This is a genomic window from Paenibacillus dakarensis, from assembly GCF_001373415.1.
GTDB lineage: Bacteria > Bacillota > Bacilli > Paenibacillales > Paenibacillaceae > Paenibacillus_AQ > Paenibacillus_AQ dakarensis.
This window is the reverse complement of the sequence record NZ_CDSE01000024.1, coordinates 17,334-36,104: the sequence shown is the minus strand read 5'-3', so window position 1 is coordinate 36,104 and position 18,771 is coordinate 17,334. Positions and strand designations below refer to the sequence as shown.

Below are 18,771 nucleotides of genomic sequence, written 5' to 3'. Positions count from 1 at the left end.
TGACAATGGACTTTAGTTCGGGTATACCATATTATGAAAGATTACGATTAATGGATGTCGTCCAACGGATTTATTATTGCATCTATGTTTCTCAAGGAGTAATCATTATGACTATAAAGGCTATACTGATTGGTGCTGGTGTTCGCGGGGCTAACGTGTATGCGCCTTATGCGCGGAATCACCCTGATCAATTGAAGTTTGCGGCGGTAGCAGAGCCTGATCCTATTCGCAGATCGTCTTTCGCGGAAGACTATGATATACCAAAAGAACATGTATATGAAGACTGGCGTGAAGTGCTCCGGAAGCCCCGGTTTGCAGATGCAGTGTGGATCTGTACCCAGGACCGGATGCACTATGAAGTGGCTATGCTTGCACTGCAGCAAGGGTATCATGTGCTGCTCGAGAAACCGATATCTCCATCTCCATATGAATGCTTGCAGCTGGAGGAAGCAGCCCGAAGAAGTAACCGTCTACTGACCATTTGCCATGTGCTTCGCTATACTCCCTTCTGGTCAGGGATTCATGAGGTCGTTGCAAATGGCGATATAGGTAAAGTTGTCGATATTCAGCTTCGGGAAAATATCGGCTATGCCCATATGGCTCATAGCTATGTAAGGGGTAACTGGAATAATTCTGTGTCAGCAAGCCCGCTGATTCTTGCTAAGTCCTGTCATGACCTGGATTTGATATCCTGGTTAATGGGCGATAAATGCACGCGCCTTACTTCCTTTGGATCGCTGTTTCATTTTACAAAAGAACAGGCACCGGAAGGAGCAACGGAGCGCTGCTCGGATGGTTGCCCGCATGTGAAGACTTGCTGTTATGTGGATCAACGCTATTACATGGGGGAAGGCCGGAGACATGCACAGCATTTTTCGGAGGACCTGTCGGATCAGACGATCCGGAAACAGCTGCCGAATACGCCTTATGGACGCTGTGTTTATCACTGTGATAATGATGTGGTTGATCATCAGAATGTAAACTTGCAGTTCGGCAATGGAGCTACAGCCTCATTTTCGTTGTCTGCATTCACCCATGACAGCTCCAGAATGGTACAGATTTCAGGAACGCGCGGAGAGATTAGGGGTAACATGGCGAAGCAGACGTTTACGGTTTATTCCTTCGCAGATGGTGGAAGTACGGAGGTACAGGTTGAAGATAGGGGCCGAGAAGGCACTGATCGGATGCTCCGTGAATTTTGTAATCAAGTTGAGTTCTTTACAGGCAGTTCTTTAACTTCCGTATCTGCTTCTCTGCAAAGCCATATGATGGCTTTTGCAGCTGAGGAATCCAGGCTAAACGCTGGGCAATGTATGGAACTCGGACAATTCATTGACCGATACAGAGCAGTTGTGAAGAAGCATGGTTTGTATTGCACCGTGTAGATAATAGGGATGGCTCACAGTCATATCATATATGACAGTGGAGACATCCCTTTTTATTTGGGTTATTCTAATAAGGAGAATATCCTAATCAAACGAAATAATGTGGTGATGACTTGTTTAAAATCATGTTAATTGAAGATGACATTAGTCTTTATAAAGAAATCGAGGAGCGATTGTCCCAGTGGTCTTATGATGTTTATGGTGTTAAGGACTTCGGCAATGTACTGCAGGAATTTACCGTTATACAACCGGATCTTGTTATTGTTGATATCCAGCTTCCCAAATTTGATGGCTTTCATTGGTGCCGGATGATCAGGGCACATTCGAATGTTCCAATCATCTTTCTATCCTCCAGGGATCATCCAACAGATATGGTGATGTCCATGCAGCTTGGAGGAGATGATTTTGTCCAGAAGCCGTTTCATTTTGACGTGCTGATTGCCAAGATTCAAGCGATATTACGCCGTGTCTACAACTACAGTACAGAACGAACGGAGCTTCGGACCTGGCGGGGGGCAACCATCGAGTATGTAAAGAATACCGTGACCCATGAGAAGGGAACGGTTGAACTTACGAAGAATGAAATGTTTATTTTGAAGGTGCTTATAGAGCGGAAGAATCAGATCGTGGGCCGGGAGGAAATCATCAAAAGCTTATGGGATAATGAGCATTTTGTAAGTGACAATACATTAACGGTTAATTTAAACCGTCTGCGCAAAAAACTTGAGATCATCGGATTAGGCGACTATATTGAGACGAAGGTAGGACAAGGATACATGGCTACGGAAGAGGTACAGCCATATGTTTAAAAAGTTTGTCTCAGAGCGGCGCAGCTGGATTATATTTTGGATCATACTTCAGCTGCTTATCCTGTTTGTCTCTTTTATTGATACCACTATTCCGTTTACGCCTATTCTGTACATCGTATTTCTGACGTCTCTCATCTCTGTTGGTTTTTTTATTTTGCGATACCATAAGGAAACCAGGTTTTATAAAAGTCTTGAGGATTGGGACCAGAAGGCAGGGATAGAGGGAATTATGGAAGCAGAGAGCCCCTTCGAGCAGATCGTCGAAACGGCATTGACGCTTCAGAATGAACGATATCTAAAGGAATCTTCTCAACACATGATCGAGTTAGAGCAGGAGAAGGACGAGCTGTTGTCCTGGATTCACGAAGTGAAAACACCACTAACCGCAATGCATTTAATGATCGAGCGCATGGATAACGAAACGCTAAAAGGACAATTAATGTATGAGTGGCTCCGAATTCACCTTCTGCTTGATCAGCAGCTGCATCAGAAACGTATTCCTTTCATTCAGAATGATCTGTATATCGAGTTATCCTTGCTCGAACCGATCATATTTAAAGAAATTAAAGACTTAAAATCCTGGTGCTTGCAGAAGGGCATTGGTTTTGATGTAAATTTAGAGGTTAGCGAAGTGTTAAGTGATGCGAAATGGCTGGGTTTTATTTTGAGGCAGATCTTAACCAATGCGGTTAAATACAGTGAAGCATCCGATATTATGATCGAAAGCCGGCTTAATGAGGAACATAAGACTGTACTTATGATAAAAGATTACGGGCGCGGGATCGACCCAAAAGATCTGCCGCGCATTTTTGATAAGGGCTTTACGTCAACAACCAAGCACCAGGACAGCGCTGCAACCGGTATGGGACTGTATTTAGCGAAGAAGGTTTCACGGTCTTTACTCATACGCCTGGATGTGGAATCGGAGCTACATGCCGGGACTACCTTCACCCTAACGTTTCCGTTAAAAAATGAATTCGAGAATATTCGAGGCATGTGACAACACTGTCACATGCTTTAATCATTTGTTCGGTGAATCGAAGGAAAAGAGTGCGGCCGCTGTTTTATGATAAGAGTAAGAAGAAAAGGAGTGAGTAAATATGGTTATACTTGAAGCCAATAAGATATATAAAGCTTACGGAAACAAGTTCAATAAACAGGAAGTATTAAAAGGGATAGATATTTCCGTAGATAAGGGCGAATTTGTAAGTATTATGGGCGCTTCCGGATCCGGTAAAACGACACTGCTGAACGTGCTCTCATCCATTGATAAGGTAAGTCAAGGGAGTATCAGCGTTGAGGGCAAGGAATTCACCGGTATGAAGGAGAAGCAGCTGGCTGAATTCAGAAAGCATCATTTAGGATTTATTTTCCAGGAATATAATCTGCTGGATACATTAACGGTTAAAGAAAATGTGCTGCTGCCGCTGTCTGTGAATAAGGTATCTAAAAAAGAAGCAGACCAAAAATTTAAAGAAGTAGCCACAGAGCTTGGTATCTTTGATTTGAAAGATAAATATCCTAATGAAATATCCGGCGGGCAGAAGCAGCGGACATCGGCAGCGCGTGCTTTTATTCATGATCCGAGCATCATATTTGCAGATGAGCCAACGGGTGCGCTGGATTCAAAGTCGGCATCAGACTTGCTGGGCAAATTGAGTGATTTAAATGAGAGGCTGGCATCGACCATTGTGATGGTTACACACGATCCGGTAGCTGCAAGTTACTGCAGCAGAGTCATTTTCATAAAGGACGGTCAGATTTATACACAGTTGAATAAGGGTGAAGAGACAAGGCAGGCCTTCTTCAACGATATTATGAAGACACAAGGTGTGCTGGGCGGTGTTCAAAATTGAACATCAATTACCTCATCTACCGCAATCTAAGGAAGAACATCAAAAATTATTATCTATATGTATTTGCTTTGATATTTAGCGTCGCTCTCTATTTCTCTTTCGTCACGCTGCAGTACGATCCGGCTATGGATGATGCGAAGGGCACGGTCAAAGGCGGGGCGGCTTTGGGAGCAGCTTCGGTTTTGCTGGTGGCGATTGTGGCGATCTTCCTGCTGTATGCGAATAATATTTTCATTAAACGGCGCAGCAAAGAAATCGGATTGTTCCAATTAGTCGGACTAACCAAAGGGAAAATATTCAGGATTCTAAGCACCGAGAACTTAATCTTGTATTTTGGTTCTATGCTGGTCGGGATTTTTGCAGGGTTTTCCGTATCAAAGTTAATACTTATGGTTTTATTTAAGATTACGGGTGTGGAAACAGATGCCAGCTTACGTTTTTCATCAGAGGCTCTTACTCAGACCCTCGTAGTATTCGCTGCCATCTATGTGCTGATTATGGTAATGAATTTTCTGTTTATCAAGAGACAGAGCATTCTTTCCTTGTTCCAAGTGGTGTCCACAACACAAACCGCTGTGAAAAAGATGTCCATTGTGGAAATGATCATAGGCTTGGCGGGCATTGGGCTTGTCATTTACGGCTACTATGTATCGTCCAGGTTATTCAGCGGCGATCTGACAGAGATGAGTGAATTATTTCTAAATATGATTCTGATCCTTGGCTCAGTCATTATAGGGACTTATTTGTTCTATAAGGGTTCTGTCAGCTTTATTTTTAATTTGGTGCGGAAAAGTAAGGGAGGTTACTTGTCATTAAATAATGTGCTGTCTCTCTCATCCATCATGTTCCGCATGAAGTCTAACGCTATACTGTTAACGGTAATTACAACCGTTTCTGCGCTGGCGATCGGCCTGCTGTCACTCAGTTACATCTCCTATTATTCGGTAGAGAAAACTGCGCAGCAAAGCTCGCCATATGACTTCTCTGTCATTCAAACCGAAGAACAAGACCGTTTTATTAAAGCATTGGAGGCTAAGGGTATTGAGTATGATATCATACGCAGAAACGTACTGCAGGTGAATACGGATCTCTCCAAAATTATGAGTCAAAGCATAGTTGGATTATCTGGCGATTCAGGTGAAATTACTCTCTCAGTAATTAGTGACAAAGAGGCCGAAGGGATAGACCTAAAGCCAACCGAGACGTTATTTACAGGATCGAGTGATGCGATTCAGAATTTTATGTCTCTTCAAAACACAGGGGATATTTCGTTTAAAGGCGTCAGTCAAACGATCCCACAGCATCTCATCGGAATAAATAAGGACACCCTTCTCTCTTGGTTCTTTAGTAACGGCGGGATGCCTGCGGCTATTGTGGATGATACGGTGTACCAACAGCTTGCAGAGCAATTGGATCCGCAGATTCAGAAAGAATATTCAGTTAATTTCGGCGTTGATATTAAAGATTCATCCGAGCTTGAGCAAGCGAACGACATCTTTCATGAATTAGGATTGGGAGAATCTTATGAAAATCAGTCACAATCCGATTTAATCAAGTACCAGAAAATAAACATGGGACTGACGATATTCATCGTAGGCTTCTTAGGCCTAACATTCCTTATCACTTCCGGCTGTATCCTTTACTTTAAACAGATGGATGAAGCTGAGGAAGAAAAGGCAAATTACACGATCTTAAGAAAAATCGGATTTACGCAAGGAAATCTTCTTCGGGGAATTCAAGCGAAGCAGTTATTTAACTTTGGTATTCCGCTTGTGATCGGATTATTTCACAGCTACTTTGCTGTTAAATCGGGCTGGTTCTTTTTCGGGACAGAGTTATGGACGCCTATGATTATCGTTATGCTCATGTATACAGCACTGTATTCCATCTTCGGATTGTTGTCTGTCCTGTTCTATAAAAAGGTGATTAAGGAAGCGTTATAAGCCATTCATCACTACGAATATGGATCATTCTTCCGATCGCTGTTGTCCCCGGATTTCTTAATCGGTGAAGTGTGCATCGCCCAGCACCTGTGCTAAAAATTCGCGCAGATCGTCCGCTTCGTCGGGATTTAGATTATAGGTGCGTTCCAGATAGCCTTCCTGCTCCAGATCATCGGCGGCAAGGATAGCTGTTCTTCCGAATTGAAGGTCGGTGACGAGCTTTTTTCCGTAAAAAAGGTTGGTTGTGGTTACAGCCAGATCAAATCGCTTCAGCGATGGGCCGATAAATGTAACAAAACGGGTGGATGTAGACTCTGTAGAGTCTGATAAATAATCAAGCTGACGTGATTGTCCGTTCATATCCATTGGTTCACTCCTTTATGCAGGGATGTATGTTGTCCATCCATTATACAGGAAAAGCTGGAAACAACCTATGCACGTAACGAATATGAATGACATGGTTGACCTTGTTACAAAATATGGTATCATGTGTTTAACAGTATAACGTTCGTTTGATTCGAGGGAAGCACCTTTCTGACGCTGCGGCGAAAGAGAGGTGCTTTTTTTGCGTTGTACGGTTAGTTAAATAGATGAATGGAGGCAGGTAAGGATGCAGATTGTATTCATGAACCAGATGTCCAGAATGAGTGAAGCAAGTGAAGAGCATGCAGCACAGGTATGGATCGGAGAAGAGGAAGGGTTATGGCGCGTGGGTTGGAGAGACATGGAAGGAGACGGTTACGGACAGAACGAGGAATGGTATGAGGGCAGCTCGTGGCAGGAGCTGTTATGTGTATACCGGCATCGCCTTGCTGTTAAATTAAGCGAGGGATACCGGCCGGCTATTGAAGGGATATTTCATGAGCCGGAGGACGCAAAGGGAAGGAATTATGCAGGTCAAAAGCTGCAGTGCTACAGCGAGCTATTTGGTTCAGAGGAGCTATACGCTGAATTATGTGCCTGGCGAAGAAAGAAGGCCGCTGCCGGGCGCAAGGCACCGTATTTTATAGCTAGCAATCGTGTTCTGCGTCTGATCAGTGCCTTTGTCCCTCAGACAGAGGAGGAGTTGATACAGCTTCCGGGTATTGGAGTGAACAAAGCAGCTGAGCACGGAGCCGATTGGATGGAGATAACATCGCGGGTGGAACGGTCAACCTCTTTTCCGCTGGATTGGGTATTTAATAAGCTGCAAGAAAATGTATTCTTGTCCTGGTTATATAAGCAGAAGGAACAGAAATACAAGCAAGAGCTGGATAATTTCCGGACGGATAGGGAGATGCTGATCGGAATTGCTGAAGGGTTAACGCTGGATCAATTGACGGAGAAGACCGGACTCTCACGCAGGGACCTGATTGAACAGCTGGAAGGCTTAGAGAAAGAAGGATATGATACGGAAGCGCTCATCCAAATGGAGCTGGAGAGTTTGTCCGAACCAGAACAATCTGCAATTTGGAAAGCTTTTGAGGAGCTTGGAGATACATTCCTCAAGCCGGTTATGCAGCGGGTATACGGGCAGGAGCCTCCGCAAGAGAGCAGTACGGAAACCTTGTATGAACGTCTTCGCTTGATTCGAATCCGGTTCCGGAGACAGGCCATTGATCAGCGCAGCGCAGTGTGAATGAATATAAAAAAACGGGTTTGCCTTCCCATGAAGAAGGGCACCCGTTTTTGTATTTTATAGCCAGTCTTTTTTGCGGAACAGAAAGTACATTCCAGAGCCGAGTAAAATCATAAGTCCAATGACCGCATAATAGGAATACTTCCAACTAAGCTCCGGCATAAAGTCAAAGTTCATCCCATATATTCCAGTAATAACCGTCAGCGGCATGAAAATCGTCGTTATGGCTGTAAACACCCTCATGATCTCATTCGCACGGTTCGCGATACTGGATTGATAGGCTTCACGAAGGTTACCCATCAAATCGCGATAGGTTTCAAAGGTTTCGGAAATTTTCACAGCATTCTCATAAATATCGCTGAAGTATTTCTGCAGTTGATCATCGATGAGACGAAGATCTTTTTTATTGAGTGTATTAATAACTTCCTTCTGAGGACCAAGCACTTTTTTCAACCATAAAATCTCGCTTCGAAGACCGATGATTTCGTTGAGATGCGATTTCTTGGTATGCATTAAAATATCTTCTTCGAGCTGATCGATACGTGCTTCAATCCGGTCTCCTACGGAGAAGTAATTGTCTGTAACCAAGTCGATTAGAATGTACAGAAACCGGTCCGGTGAGTTGACTTCATCTTCCCAGAGCAGCGGCTTCACCGCCCGAAGCTCATGAATCTTCTGCTTGGTTACGGTGATGATAAAATGTCTGCCCAGAAAAATGTTAAGCGCCCGAAGGAAGATTTCCTCATTATCAAATCGGATGCTGTTTACCACAATAAAGTAGTGGTTCTCGTATATTTCAATCTTTGGACGCTGTTCTTCTTCACTTTGGGTATCTTCTACAGCCAGATCATGAAGGGAGAAGAGCGGCTGAAGCTCTACCAAATCTTCGACATCGGCGTCGATCCAATAAAACCCGTCCGGGGGAGCTACAAGTGTCGTTTCAATATCTTCTACAGGTGTAAAAACACCCGAATTTACCAACCGGATTTTCATCTGATATCACTCCTTAATTCACTGCTTGCGCATCATTGAATAAGGCATAGGGTATCAGCTTACCGGTACAGCCGAGCTGTTGCTTCGGCGCGGCATGGCAAAGCGGCTTTTAATTGAGCGCACGAAAAATAACGCTGCCCTGCACTGGCAAGCTGATCTTGATCCTATGCGGTTTTGCGTCGTTTACCTCCAGCTTTTGGCTCGGGTCACCGTCCATCTTCCGTGTCACCTCTTTCATATGGTTAATTAACACCTGTCTAGTATAACGCCGTGCTTAGCACCTTTCAAGGTGGAAATAGACAGGGGACGCTTAGTACAGGGTATGGAATTAGGAGGTGAAATGTTCCATTCTTTAACCTAAAGCTTCTTGACGAAAAAATATTCTTGATTTAAAGTATGAAACAGTAATATTAGGAAACTGACAACCTCATACAGCGAAATCTTATCAAGAGCAGGTGGAGGGACTAGCCCGATGAAACCCGGCAACCGGCAGCAATATCGCACGGTGCTAATTCTTGCAGGATGTACGTGATCTTTTTTATTAGGGATCACTGCAATCTGACAGATGAGAGAGGAGCATATTTTACGTATACGTATATGGCCTTTCTCATAAGAGAAGGGTCATTTTTATTGCTCTGGTCTTCTCTCACCTTCGTTTTCTGAAGTTCACTCTATTTATTAACCCGAAGGAGGAAATATGATGCCGATCAAAATTCCAGACACTTTGCCTGCAAAAGAAATCCTTGCAAAGGAGAACATTTTTGTAATGGATGAAAGCCATGCTTTTCATCAGGATATTCGTCCCCTGCGGATTGCCATTCTGAATTTAATGCCAACCAAGGAAACGACGGAGACGCAGCTGCTTCGCCTGATCGGTAATTCCCCGCTGCAGGTGGATGTTGTACTGCTACATCCGGGATCACATACCTCAAAGAACACTCCGGCTGAACATTTGGAGTCATTTTACAAAACATTTGAGGAAGTGAAGCACCACCGTTTCGACGGCATGATTATTACTGGGGCGCCTGTTGAACAACTGGAATTTGAAGATGTGAACTACTGGAATGAGCTGACTGAGATTTTTGAATGGACCAAAAACAATGTAACTTCGACGCTTCATATATGTTGGGCCGCTCAAGCAGGTCTTTATTATCATTATGGTGTAGCGAAGTACAGTCTTTCCGAAAAATGCTTTGGTGTGTTTCCCCATACGGTAAATGAACCGACTGTTAAGCTGCTTCGAGGCTTTGACGAGATGTTCTTTGCACCTCATTCCCGGCATACGGATGTGCGCCGGGAAGATATTGAAGGAGCGGAAGAGCTTCAGATATTATCTGAGTCCGAGGAGGCAGGCATTTATCTTGTAGCCTCCAAAGATGGAAAACGAATATTCGTAACAGGTCATTCAGAATATGACCCGGATTCACTCCGGTGGGAGTATGAACGGGATATTGCTAAAGGCTTGGACATCGCGCTGCCGCGCAACTATTATCCAAATGATGATCCGAATCGCAAACCCCCTTCTGTCTGGAGAGCCCATGCTAATTTATTATTCTCTAACTGGCTCAATTACTATGTATATCAAGAAACACCTTATGATATTGGACCTCAAATATAGAAATTGAAGAAGCTTAAAGTTGACGGAGGAGGAGCGAGCAGAATGGAAAAAAAACATCTAAGAATTGAAAGCAGACTGGCTCAAATCGGATCTGTGGAGGAACCGGTGACCGGAGCTGTAACATTCCCGATTTATCAGGCTACGGCATTTCGTCATCCCAGATTAAGTCAAAGTACAGGCTTTGATTACAGTCGAACGAAAAACCCGACTAGAGCGGTGCTTGAGGAAGCGGCGGCAGGGCTTGAAGCCGGTGATGCAGGATTCGCATGCAGCTCCGGAATGGCAGCAATACAGACGGTATTTGCCCTGTTTGGGCAAGGAGACCATCTGATTGTCTCACTTGATTTATACGGTGGTACCTACCGCCTGATCGAGAGAGTTTTGTCCAGGTTCGGAGTCAGTGCAACGTATGTGGATACGAACGATTTGGATGCACTGGAGCAGTCCCGCAAACCGAATACAAAGGCGATTGTGATTGAAACGCCAACGAATCCGTTAATGATGGTCACGGATCTTGAAGCGGTCTGTGGATGGGCTCGCCATCATGGCCTGATCTCGATCGTAGATAATACGCTGCTGACGCCATTTTTCCAGAGACCGATAGAACTCGGTGCCGATATCGTAGTTCATAGCGCAACTAAATATCTGGGCGGCCACAATGACGTGCTTGCCGGATTGATTGTTACCAAGGGAAAAGAGCTGTCTGAGAAAATAGCCTTCCTGCATAACTCGATCGGCTCGGTGCTAAGTCCCTCGGATTCTTATCAACTGATGCGTGGAATGAAGACACTGGCTCTGCGGATGGAGCGTCATGAATATAATGCAACGACGATTGCCTTATTCTTAAAGGAACATTCAGCAGTAGATGAAGTGTTCTATCCGGCATTGCCAGAGCATCCTGGTTACGAAATTCAACAGAAGCAGTCCAGCGGCAATACGGGGATATTCTCATTTAAAGTAAAAGATGCAAGATATGTTGAGCCTGTTCTGCGTCACATCAAGCTGATCGCATTTGCTGAAAGCCTGGGAGGGGTAGAATCCCTAATGACTTATCCCGCGGTTCAGACCCATGCTGATATTCCGCTTGAAATCCGTGAAGCGGTTGGTGTAGATGACAGATTGCTTCGCTTCTCTGTTGGTATTGAACATGTTGATGATCTGATCGCAGATTTGGATGCTGCGTTGAAGGCGGCTGTAGCTGAAGTTGAAGGAGGAGCAGGCAGATGAGTCAAGACAACCAGAATGAACAATCGAATCCGGCAGAACATCTGAATCAAACAAAAGTGGATCATGAGAGGGTCCGGTTTGAAACCAAGCTGCTTCACTTTGGAGGAGAGGTTGATGCGGCAACAGGCGCCTCCAGTGTTCCGCTTTATCAGGCCTCAACGTTTCACCATGAAGATATATTTAATCCCCCGCAGCATGATTACAGCCGTTCTGGAAATCCGACCCGCCAGGTACTGGAGGATTATATTGCACTGCTTGAGGGTGGTGTTCAGGGGTTTGCCTATGCATCCGGTATGGCAGCCATTTCAAGTACCTTTATGATGCTTTCGGCGGGGGATCATATTATCGTAACGGAAGATGTGTACGGTGGGACGTATCGACTGCTTACGAGCATTTTGAACCGGATGGGTATAGAATGCACTTTTGTGGATATGACGGATCTGGATCAAGTAAAAGGAGCATTACAATCCAACACGAAAGCTGTTTACATAGAAACACCGTCGAATCCGACATTGAAGATTACGGATATTAAAGAGGTTACTTCATGGTCTAAAGACAACGGACTATTAACGATTCTTGATAATACTTTTATGACTCCTTACTATCAAAGGCCGATCGAGCAGGGAGTTGATATCGTTCTTCATAGTGCAACGAAGTTTTTAGGAGGACACAGTGACGTGCTGGCTGGCTTGGCCGTAGCCCGAACCCCGGAATTGGGAGCCCGGTTGAAACAGCTGCAGAATGGTCTTGGCACCGTATTAGGCGTACAGGATTCATGGCTGCTGATGAGAGGAATGAAGACGCTCGGAGCTCGTATGACCTATAGTGAGCAGAGTGCTGCCAAACTGGCAGCATGGCTTAGCGGCCGCAAGGATATTGAGGCAGTATATTATCCTGGACTGCTAAATCACCCTGGACGTGAAATACATGAGAAGCAGTGCAGCGGTTATGGTGCCGTTGTTTCGTTTGATGTAGGGTCCGGTGAGCGTGCGAAGCAGGTATTAAATGCGGTGAAGCTGCCGCTCGTTGCTGTAAGCCTGGGCGCGGTGGAGAGTATACTCTCCTATCCTGCGATGATGTCTCATGCCGCTATGGGGGAAAAGGTACGCCATGAACGCGGGATTACCGACGGGCTTCTTCGATTCTCCGTTGGTCTGGAAGATATTGATGATTTGATCGCTGATCTGGATCAAGCTCTTGGAGTAGATCGATAACCATATTTGTGAAGCGGCATCCTGAAATAAAGGATGTCGTTTTTCATTCCTTTATGTGTTACGATGAAAAAGATAATAAGTGAAGAAAATAACATGTAGGTGAGCATTTTACAAAATGCTGAAGCAAGTATCTTTCGCTGTCATTTTGATAATGTAAGGGAGGACCTATATATGGGAACTGTAAATAGTATTCTGGATAAGGCGCTGCGTGGTGAGCGTTTGAATCTGGAGGATACGGTGACTCTTTTTGAGAGTAATGAGATTGAGAAGATTGGTCATGCTGCCAATATTATGACTAAACGATTACATCCGGATCCGATTACGACCTTTGTCATTGGTCGAAATATAAACTATACGAATGTGTGCGATGTTTACTGCCGATTCTGTGCGTTTTACCGGAGACCGGGGCATGAGGAAGGATATGTGCTTTCGGATGAAGCGATTCTCCAGAAGATTCAGGAGACAGAAGACGTAAATGGAACTGAAATATTAATGCAGGGAGGAACGAATCCTAACCTGCCGTTCAGCTACTATACGGACCTGCTCCGCAAGATTAAGAATCGTTTTCCTAACATTACGATGCATTCATTTTCACCTGCTGAAATTGTGAAAATGATGGATGTTTCTGGTCTCAGCATGGAAGAAGTGGTACGCGAGCTTCGGGATGCAGGACTGGATTCTTTACCGGGCGGAGGCGCAGAAATTTTGGACGACCGTATCCGGCAGAAGGTCAGCAGGCTGAAGGGCAGCTGGCGTCAATGGATGGACGTTATGCAGACGGCGCATAAGCTTGGTATGAACTCGACCGCAACCATGGTAATCGGTTTGGGAGAGACGATGGAAGAAAGAGCACTTCATTTGCTTCGTGTTCGTGATGCTCAGGATGAGTGTATCCAGAATGGTTGGAATTCCAAGGGCTTCCTGGCTTTTATTCCTTTCACATTCCAACCGGATAACACGAATCTAAAGCGTGACCGTGAGACACCGGAAGAATATTTGAAGACGGTCGCAATTGGCCGCTTGGCTATTGATAACGTACCTAATCTCCAGTCCTCCTGGGTAACGATGGGTCCTGAAATCGGCAAGCTTTCTCTCTCGTATGGTTGTAATGATTTCGGCAGCACCATGATGGAGGAGAATGTTGTTTCTTCCGCTGGCGCCGTCTATAAAGTGAATATTGAATCGATCGTGAAATTGATTCGTGAGACAGGCAATATTCCTGCACAGCGGAATACGAAGTATGATATTCTGCGGGTTTTCCATGATGACAGCATGATCGAGCGCGATTTTGTTATGCAGAACTAATACCATCTATATCCTGAACAGACAGACCCTGCTTTCCGGTTGTAATCCGGTGGAGCGGGGTTTTTGTTTTGGATGGAAAAAGATAATCGGGCTTGTTCAATTTTCATTAACAGAGCTTTCCAAAGAGCGTTCCGTATATACCGCAGGTGCTCCCCATATACTGAAACAGGGAACCCGAAAGGAGCGATTCCATGGAACTGTTCAGTATATCGGTCGACACGCAGACCGACGGTGAGAAAGAAGTTTTTCACCGCATTTTTTCAGATAAGCAGAAAGAGCTACATAAACAATGCAGGCAGTTAAAGTTTTCATTTAGTGCTTCTGGAAATCGGGTAACTTGGATATGTTCCGGTAAACTGCCCTTAACCTCATGGACCGCATCGGCTGAAAAGGTACGTTTGATCGTATCCGAGGCAGCTGCAGCTTATATTCTGAGAGTGAAGGAGAAGACACTCGCAGCAGGGTTGTTATTAAAGGAATTTGAATTTCATGATGAGGAAGAGGCTGAACGGGTGCTTCAATGGTTTTTGACGCTGTTAGCGAAGGACGATGATCTGCCGGACGGTTATTCACAGCAGCGTAGGCAGAAGCTGAAGGACAGTATATATGCCAGCTTGTATGATTCCCCGGACTTGAATTTAAATGGTTATATGACATTTAGAATGGGGGCATATATGCAGGAGTTAAGGGAAATGGCAGAGTATGCAGTGGATGAATTTATGCTGGATCAACAATATGAGGAATTTGTCAGTCTGCTGAAATATTTTGTTTATTTCCAGGAGCCGCTGATGCCGCTTGTACATGTCATTCATAAGGGGAACGAGGAATTCCTTCTGCTGGACGGCAACCTGAAACCGATAGAAAAGGCAAGGAATGACGGACTTGTTATGGAGCGGTTAGATCAGGAAATGGAAATGGAGGATATGGTCGTAAGTACGCTTATTTCGGTATCACCTGCTAGGATGATCATTCATACGAGAGAGCCGCATCTTCCCGTAATTGGTACACTCGCGCATATTTTTGACAATCGGGCAGAAATTTGCTGCAGCTGCCCTGAATGCAGCTCAATTCTTGAAAATGCTGCAAATGACAACTTGACGTTCTCTGTAAAGCGGGATTATAATAACTGATAAATTCACGTAAAAAGCATTGACAAAGACATGGATCAAGCTGGCTTGGACCGATCAGAGAGAGGAACCTCGGCTGCAATTTCCTCCGGAACGCCACCTGATTTACCCCTTTGTAGCTGCGCTGTCGAAATTATCCTGTGAGCTGAATTGGCGGAACTGGATAGAGAGTAGGCTTCGCCGGTTCATTGCCGTTACACAATGCCAATGAAGGATCTTTTCAGGCGGTAGAGTTTATTCTTATCGCACAAGGATCGAACTAGGGTGGAACCACGAGCATAACACTCGTCCCTTTGCGGGACGGGTGTTTTTTATTTTGTCCTGCAGGGTGATCATCAGGATCAAACGTGAAATAGGATATCAACGATTCTTTTAGGAGGAATGCAGGATGGCTATCGGTATTAAACTTCCGGACGGATCTGTCCGTGAATATGCGGAAGGCAGCAGCATTGAGGATGTGGCAGCATCCATCAGCAGCGGATTGAGAAAGAACGCTGTAGCAGGAAAAATGAACGGTCAAGTGGTGGATCTTTCAACTCCTCTGGAGGAGGGCGCGCTTATTGAAATTATAACCCAGGATTCCCCCGAGGGCCTTGAAGTAATGCGCCATAGTGCAGCTCACTTGATGGCACAAGCGACCAAGCGGTTGTTCGGTGCAAAGGCCGTTAAACTGGGTGTAGGACCTGTGATCGAGGATGGCTTCTATTACGATATGGATCTTGAGGAGCCGCTGAACCCGGAGGATCTCCAAAAGATTGAAAAAGAAATGGAACGCATCATCGGAGAAAATCTTCCAATCGTCCGTAAAGAGGTTAGCCGTGAAGAAGCACTTCGCATCTTCGGCGAACTGGAGGACCCGTATAAGCTTGAACTTATTAATGCTTTGCCTGAGGACAGTGTGATCTCGATCTATGAGCAGGGTGAATTCTTTGACCTGTGCCGTGGACCGCACGTACCTTCAACAGGGAAAATTAAAGTGTTTAAGCTGATGAATGTTGCGGGAGCGTACTGGCGCGGAGACAGCAAGAACAAAATGCTGCAGCGTGTATACGGTACTGCATTTGTGAAGAAGGCCCAGCTCGATGAGCATCTTCGCCTGCTCGAAGAAGCGAAGAAGCGTGACCACCGCAAGCTTGGTAAAGAGCTTGAAATGTTCACCTTCTCCCAATTGGTTGGACAAGGTCTTCCGATCTGGCTGCCGAATGGCGCCAAGCTTCGCCGGACACTGGAGCGTTATATCGTGGATATGGAAGAGCGTCTTGGTTATCAGCATGTTTACACACCGGTGCTCGGTAATGTGGAATTATATAAAACTTCGGGACACTGGGAGCACTACCAGGAGGATATGTTCCCTAAAATGGTTATGGACAACGAGGAGCTTGTGCTTCGTCCGATGAACTGTCCGCACCATATGATGGTGTATAAGAGCAGCATGCACAGTTACCGTGACCTTCCAATCCGTATTGCGGAGCTCGGCATGATGCACCGTTATGAAATGTCAGGAGCCCTCACAGGTCTTCATCGTGTTCGCGCTATGACATTGAATGACTCCCACATTTTCTGCCGTCCGGATCAGATTAAGGAAGAGTTTGCACGCGTTATCGAATTGATCAGAACCGTATACAAGGATTTCGGTATTCATGATTACCGATTCCGCTTGTCTTATCGTGATCCAGAGGATACAGAGAAGTACTATCAGAATGATGAGATGTGGGAAATGTCCCAGCGTATGCTGCGTGAGGTTGTTGAAGACATGGGGCTGCCGTTCTATGAGGCCGAAGGTGAAGCAGCATTCTATGGTCCGAAGCTGGACGTTCAAATTAAGACAGCACTGGGTAAGGAAGAGACACTATCCACCGTTCAATTGGACTTCCTGCTTCCAGAACGCTTTGAGCTTGAATATGTAGGTGATGATGGTCAGAAGCATCGTCCAGTCGTCATCCACCGCGGAATTATTAGTACCATGGAGCGCTTTACTGCCTTCTTGCTGGAGAACTTTGCGGGAGCATTGCCGCTCTGGTTATCTCCTGTTCAGGTTAAGGTAATTCCAGTATCGACTGCTTTCGAAGACTATGCGAAAGAAGTTACTGATAAGCTTCAATTGGCTGGCATTTCTGTAGATCCGGATTTACGCAACGAAAAGCTTGGCTACAAGATTCGTGAAGCCCAGCTGGAAAAAGTGCCTTACATGTTCATTGTTGGTGAGAATGAGATGAATGCAAAAGCTGTGTCCGTACGCAAACGCGGAGAAGGCGATCTTGGAGCACAGGGCCTGGATGAAGTCATTCTCAAGCTTCGTGAAGAGATTAATACCCGCGCAATTTAATGTTTCGGGCCAGCTTGAAGTGAATATAAATATGCAATAACATGAAAAAAAGCCTCTGTCATGGGATGTATAAACCATCTGGGAGTTGGGCAACCTCGCTATTAAGGGGAGGAATGTCAAATGAACAAGTGGAAAACATGGCAGAGGTTTTTTGTGTGCATGATTTTAGCAGCCAGTATAGGTGTGCCTGAGGTGAGTGCAGCGATTGTAACACCGATATCACCGGATTCCTATGGAGCCCATGACTATATGAGAGCAACCGAAAATGAAGTGTTTGAAGCGAGCGATTTTGTCGAGATGACAAGCTTTTACGCCTTTAGTGCTGTAGGCCTTGGGAATATCAATCACTATATTTTAAAGCAGCCGGAATCCAAATTCGATTCTAGAGATCCTGTGAAAAAAAGAGTTTCCTCGATTCCTGTCTTAGCTCCAAAGGAAGATCAGATTCTTCGTACCGTAAGGGTTACAGCGACCGGATATACAGCAGGTTATGAATCAACCGGCAAAAAGCCTGGGCATAAGCAGTATGGAATAACATACTCTGGTGTTAAGGTGAAGCGGGATAAAAATAAGGTTTCAACCATTGCAGCTGATCCGCGGGTGTTTCCGCTTGGAAGCATTTTGTATATTCCCGAGTATGGGTACGGTATCGTGGCGGATACGGGTTCTGCTATAAAAGGGGAAAAGATCGATCTTTACTTTGCTACAACCAAGCAGGTTTATGCAGAATGGGGCAAAAAAGAAGTGGAAGTCCAGGTGATCAAGCGAGGCAGCGGAAAGTGCACAGAGGAAATGCTTGATAAGCTGGGAGAAGCAATTGAGACTTATCATTTCCTTCCTTCATCTGTACTGGAAGAGGCTATTTAATTCATCACTTTCTCTAGAATAATGCCAAGCTGTCCTTCGCATACTAATCTTCGGGGAGCAGTTCGTTCCCCTGAAGAGGATGATGGTATTGATGGACAGGGAGGTGAACACCGTGGCTAAGAAAAACAAGGTGCAGGAAAATTACCAAACACCTAACGAAAAGTTTAATGCTGAATTTGCTGAAGATACCAGCATAGCCAGCAACCCTAAGGGCTCTCAAAAAGTAAGAGAGAGCTACCAGACACCTAATGAAAAATTTGATGCTGAGTTCGCAGAAGAAAGCAGCACAACAAACAAGAGAGCGAATCGTTAAGATGGCTCTTTTGGAAATCCAGATGAACGAAAGCCTTCGCTAACCATGCGGGGGCTTTTTTATATAAACAAAAAACCAGTTTCATCCAACCCACTCAGTCTCAAGACTGAGACCTGTTTCATACCGCCGCCGCTATTCGTTACGAGTCTCTTGTTGTACACTGTAATTAA

General features: G+C 45.0%; 17 protein-coding genes and 1 riboswitch. Of the genes, 14 read left to right on the top strand and 3 right to left on the bottom strand.

From position 1 onward, the window contains the following. Positions 1–104: 104 nt before the first annotated feature. The 5 genes from BN1234_RS06905 (at position 105) to BN1234_RS06885 (ending at position 5,993) form a co-directional block, all read left to right on the top strand. Entirely contained in the window at positions 105–1,385 is a 1,281-nt protein-coding gene (locus tag BN1234_RS06905; RefSeq protein WP_054955955.1) for a Gfo/Idh/MocA family protein, read from the top strand. A 113-nt stretch (positions 1,386–1,498) separates the two neighbouring features. Continuing rightward, positions 1,499–2,194, top strand: coding sequence for a response regulator transcription factor (locus BN1234_RS06900; RefSeq protein ID WP_054955928.1), 696 nt, complete (start codon positions 1,499–1,501; stop codon positions 2,192–2,194). Beyond that, positions 2,187–3,194, top strand: coding sequence for a sensor histidine kinase (locus tag BN1234_RS06895; protein WP_054955927.1), 1,008 nt, complete (start codon positions 2,187–2,189; stop codon positions 3,192–3,194). The genes BN1234_RS06900 and BN1234_RS06895 overlap by 8 nt, the downstream gene beginning before the upstream one ends. Positions 3,195–3,294: 100 nt before the next feature. Then, positions 3,295–4,050, top strand: a complete 756-nt coding sequence (locus BN1234_RS06890) for an ABC transporter ATP-binding protein (RefSeq protein WP_054955926.1) — start codon at positions 3,295–3,297, stop codon at positions 4,048–4,050. After that, positions 4,047–5,993 carry an FtsX-like permease family protein gene (locus BN1234_RS06885; RefSeq protein ID WP_054955925.1) on the top strand — a complete coding sequence of 649 codons (1,947 nt, stop codon included), beginning with the start codon at positions 4,047–4,049 and terminating at the stop codon, positions 5,991–5,993. Before BN1234_RS06890 ends, BN1234_RS06885 begins: the two co-directional genes overlap by 4 nt. A gap of 57 nt (positions 5,994–6,050) precedes the next feature. On the opposite strand, the gene BN1234_RS06880 is transcribed toward BN1234_RS06885, so the two are convergent. Further along, on the bottom strand, positions 6,051–6,359 hold the full coding sequence (locus BN1234_RS06880) for a DUF3055 domain-containing protein (protein WP_370733792.1): 309 nt from the start codon (positions 6,357–6,359) through the stop codon (positions 6,051–6,053). 244 nt (positions 6,360–6,603) lie between these two features. On the opposite strand from BN1234_RS06880, the gene BN1234_RS06875 reads away from it, so the two are divergent. Next, positions 6,604–7,611, top strand: a complete 1,008-nt coding sequence (locus BN1234_RS06875) for an HRDC domain-containing protein (RefSeq protein WP_054955924.1) — start codon at positions 6,604–6,606, stop codon at positions 7,609–7,611. 57 nt (positions 7,612–7,668) lie between these two features. On the opposite strand, the gene corA is transcribed toward BN1234_RS06875, so the two are convergent. Together corA and BN1234_RS22905 are read right to left on the bottom strand one after the other, a co-directional pair. Further along, on the bottom strand, positions 7,669–8,604 hold the full coding sequence (gene corA, locus BN1234_RS06870; RefSeq protein ID WP_054955923.1) for a magnesium/cobalt transporter CorA: 936 nt from the start codon (positions 8,602–8,604) through the stop codon (positions 7,669–7,671). A 109-nt stretch (positions 8,605–8,713) separates the two neighbouring features. After that, entirely contained in the window at positions 8,714–8,842 is a 129-nt protein-coding gene (locus tag BN1234_RS22905) for a hypothetical protein (protein ID WP_281177639.1), read from the bottom strand. Positions 8,843–9,043: 201 nt separating this feature from the next. Beyond that, positions 9,044–9,176, top strand: a riboswitch (SAM riboswitch). A 128-nt stretch (positions 9,177–9,304) separates the two neighbouring features. Between BN1234_RS22905 and metA the strand changes: the two genes are divergently transcribed. The 8 genes from metA (at position 9,305) to BN1234_RS06830 (ending at position 18,601) form a co-directional block, all read left to right on the top strand. Continuing rightward, positions 9,305–10,222, top strand: a complete 918-nt coding sequence (metA, locus tag BN1234_RS06865; protein WP_054955922.1) for a homoserine O-acetyltransferase MetA — start codon at positions 9,305–9,307, stop codon at positions 10,220–10,222. 42 nt (positions 10,223–10,264) lie between these two features. Further along, positions 10,265–11,449, top strand: coding sequence for a PLP-dependent transferase (locus BN1234_RS06860; protein ID WP_054955921.1), 1,185 nt, complete (start codon positions 10,265–10,267; stop codon positions 11,447–11,449). Continuing rightward, positions 11,446–12,663 (top strand): aminotransferase class I/II-fold pyridoxal phosphate-dependent enzyme, encoded by a 1,218-nt coding sequence (locus tag BN1234_RS06855; protein WP_082423127.1) that lies wholly within the window; start codon positions 11,446–11,448, stop codon positions 12,661–12,663. Before BN1234_RS06860 ends, BN1234_RS06855 begins: the two co-directional genes overlap by 4 nt. A gap of 171 nt (positions 12,664–12,834) precedes the next feature. Beyond that, a complete protein-coding gene (mqnC, locus tag BN1234_RS06850; protein ID WP_054955920.1) occupies positions 12,835–13,968 on the top strand; it encodes a cyclic dehypoxanthinyl futalosine synthase in 1,134 nt (377 codons plus the stop codon). A gap of 191 nt (positions 13,969–14,159) precedes the next feature. Beyond that, a complete protein-coding gene (locus BN1234_RS06845; protein WP_054955919.1) occupies positions 14,160–15,098 on the top strand; it encodes a putative sporulation protein YtxC in 939 nt (312 codons plus the stop codon). A gap of 385 nt (positions 15,099–15,483) precedes the next feature. After that, positions 15,484–17,421 carry a threonine--tRNA ligase gene (thrS, locus tag BN1234_RS06840; protein ID WP_054955918.1) on the top strand — a complete coding sequence of 646 codons (1,938 nt, stop codon included), beginning with the start codon at positions 15,484–15,486 and terminating at the stop codon, positions 17,419–17,421. Between the two features lie 249 nt (positions 17,422–17,670). Beyond that, a complete protein-coding gene (locus BN1234_RS06835; RefSeq protein WP_245640112.1) occupies positions 17,671–18,288 on the top strand; it encodes a 3D domain-containing protein in 618 nt (205 codons plus the stop codon). A gap of 112 nt (positions 18,289–18,400) precedes the next feature. Then, positions 18,401–18,601, top strand: coding sequence for a hypothetical protein (locus BN1234_RS06830; RefSeq protein WP_054955952.1), 201 nt, complete (start codon positions 18,401–18,403; stop codon positions 18,599–18,601). Positions 18,602–18,771 lie beyond the last annotated feature (170 nt).

What these genes read in the sequence shown, in the direction of transcription:
- thrS (WP_054955918.1), top strand. Translation starts at nt 15,484, where the DNA reads ATGGCTATCGGTATTAAACTTCCGGACGGATCTGTCCGTGAATATGCG.
- BN1234_RS06855 (WP_082423127.1), top strand. Translation starts at nt 11,446, where the DNA reads ATGAGTCAAGACAACCAGAATGAACAATCGAATCCGGCAGAACATCTG.
- BN1234_RS06845 (WP_054955919.1), top strand. Translation starts at nt 14,160, where the DNA reads ATGGAACTGTTCAGTATATCGGTCGACACGCAGACCGACGGTGAGAAA.
- BN1234_RS06875 (WP_054955924.1), top strand. Translation starts at nt 6,604, where the DNA reads ATGCAGATTGTATTCATGAACCAGATGTCCAGAATGAGTGAAGCAAGT.
- BN1234_RS06835 (WP_245640112.1), top strand. Translation starts at nt 17,671, where the DNA reads ATGAGAGCAACCGAAAATGAAGTGTTTGAAGCGAGCGATTTTGTCGAG.
- BN1234_RS06880 (WP_370733792.1), bottom strand. Translation starts at nt 6,359, where the DNA reads ATGGATATGAACGGACAATCACGTCAGCTTGATTATTTATCAGACTCT.
- BN1234_RS06895 (WP_054955927.1), top strand. Translation starts at nt 2,187, where the DNA reads ATGTTTAAAAAGTTTGTCTCAGAGCGGCGCAGCTGGATTATATTTTGG.
- metA (WP_054955922.1), top strand. Translation starts at nt 9,305, where the DNA reads ATGCCGATCAAAATTCCAGACACTTTGCCTGCAAAAGAAATCCTTGCA.
- BN1234_RS22905 (WP_281177639.1), bottom strand. Translation starts at nt 8,842, where the DNA reads ATGAAAGAGGTGACACGGAAGATGGACGGTGACCCGAGCCAAAAGCTG.
- BN1234_RS06860 (WP_054955921.1), top strand. Translation starts at nt 10,265, where the DNA reads ATGGAAAAAAAACATCTAAGAATTGAAAGCAGACTGGCTCAAATCGGA.
- mqnC (WP_054955920.1), top strand. Translation starts at nt 12,835, where the DNA reads ATGGGAACTGTAAATAGTATTCTGGATAAGGCGCTGCGTGGTGAGCGT.
- BN1234_RS06890 (WP_054955926.1), top strand. Translation starts at nt 3,295, where the DNA reads ATGGTTATACTTGAAGCCAATAAGATATATAAAGCTTACGGAAACAAG.
- corA (WP_054955923.1), bottom strand. Translation starts at nt 8,604, where the DNA reads ATGAAAATCCGGTTGGTAAATTCGGGTGTTTTTACACCTGTAGAAGAT.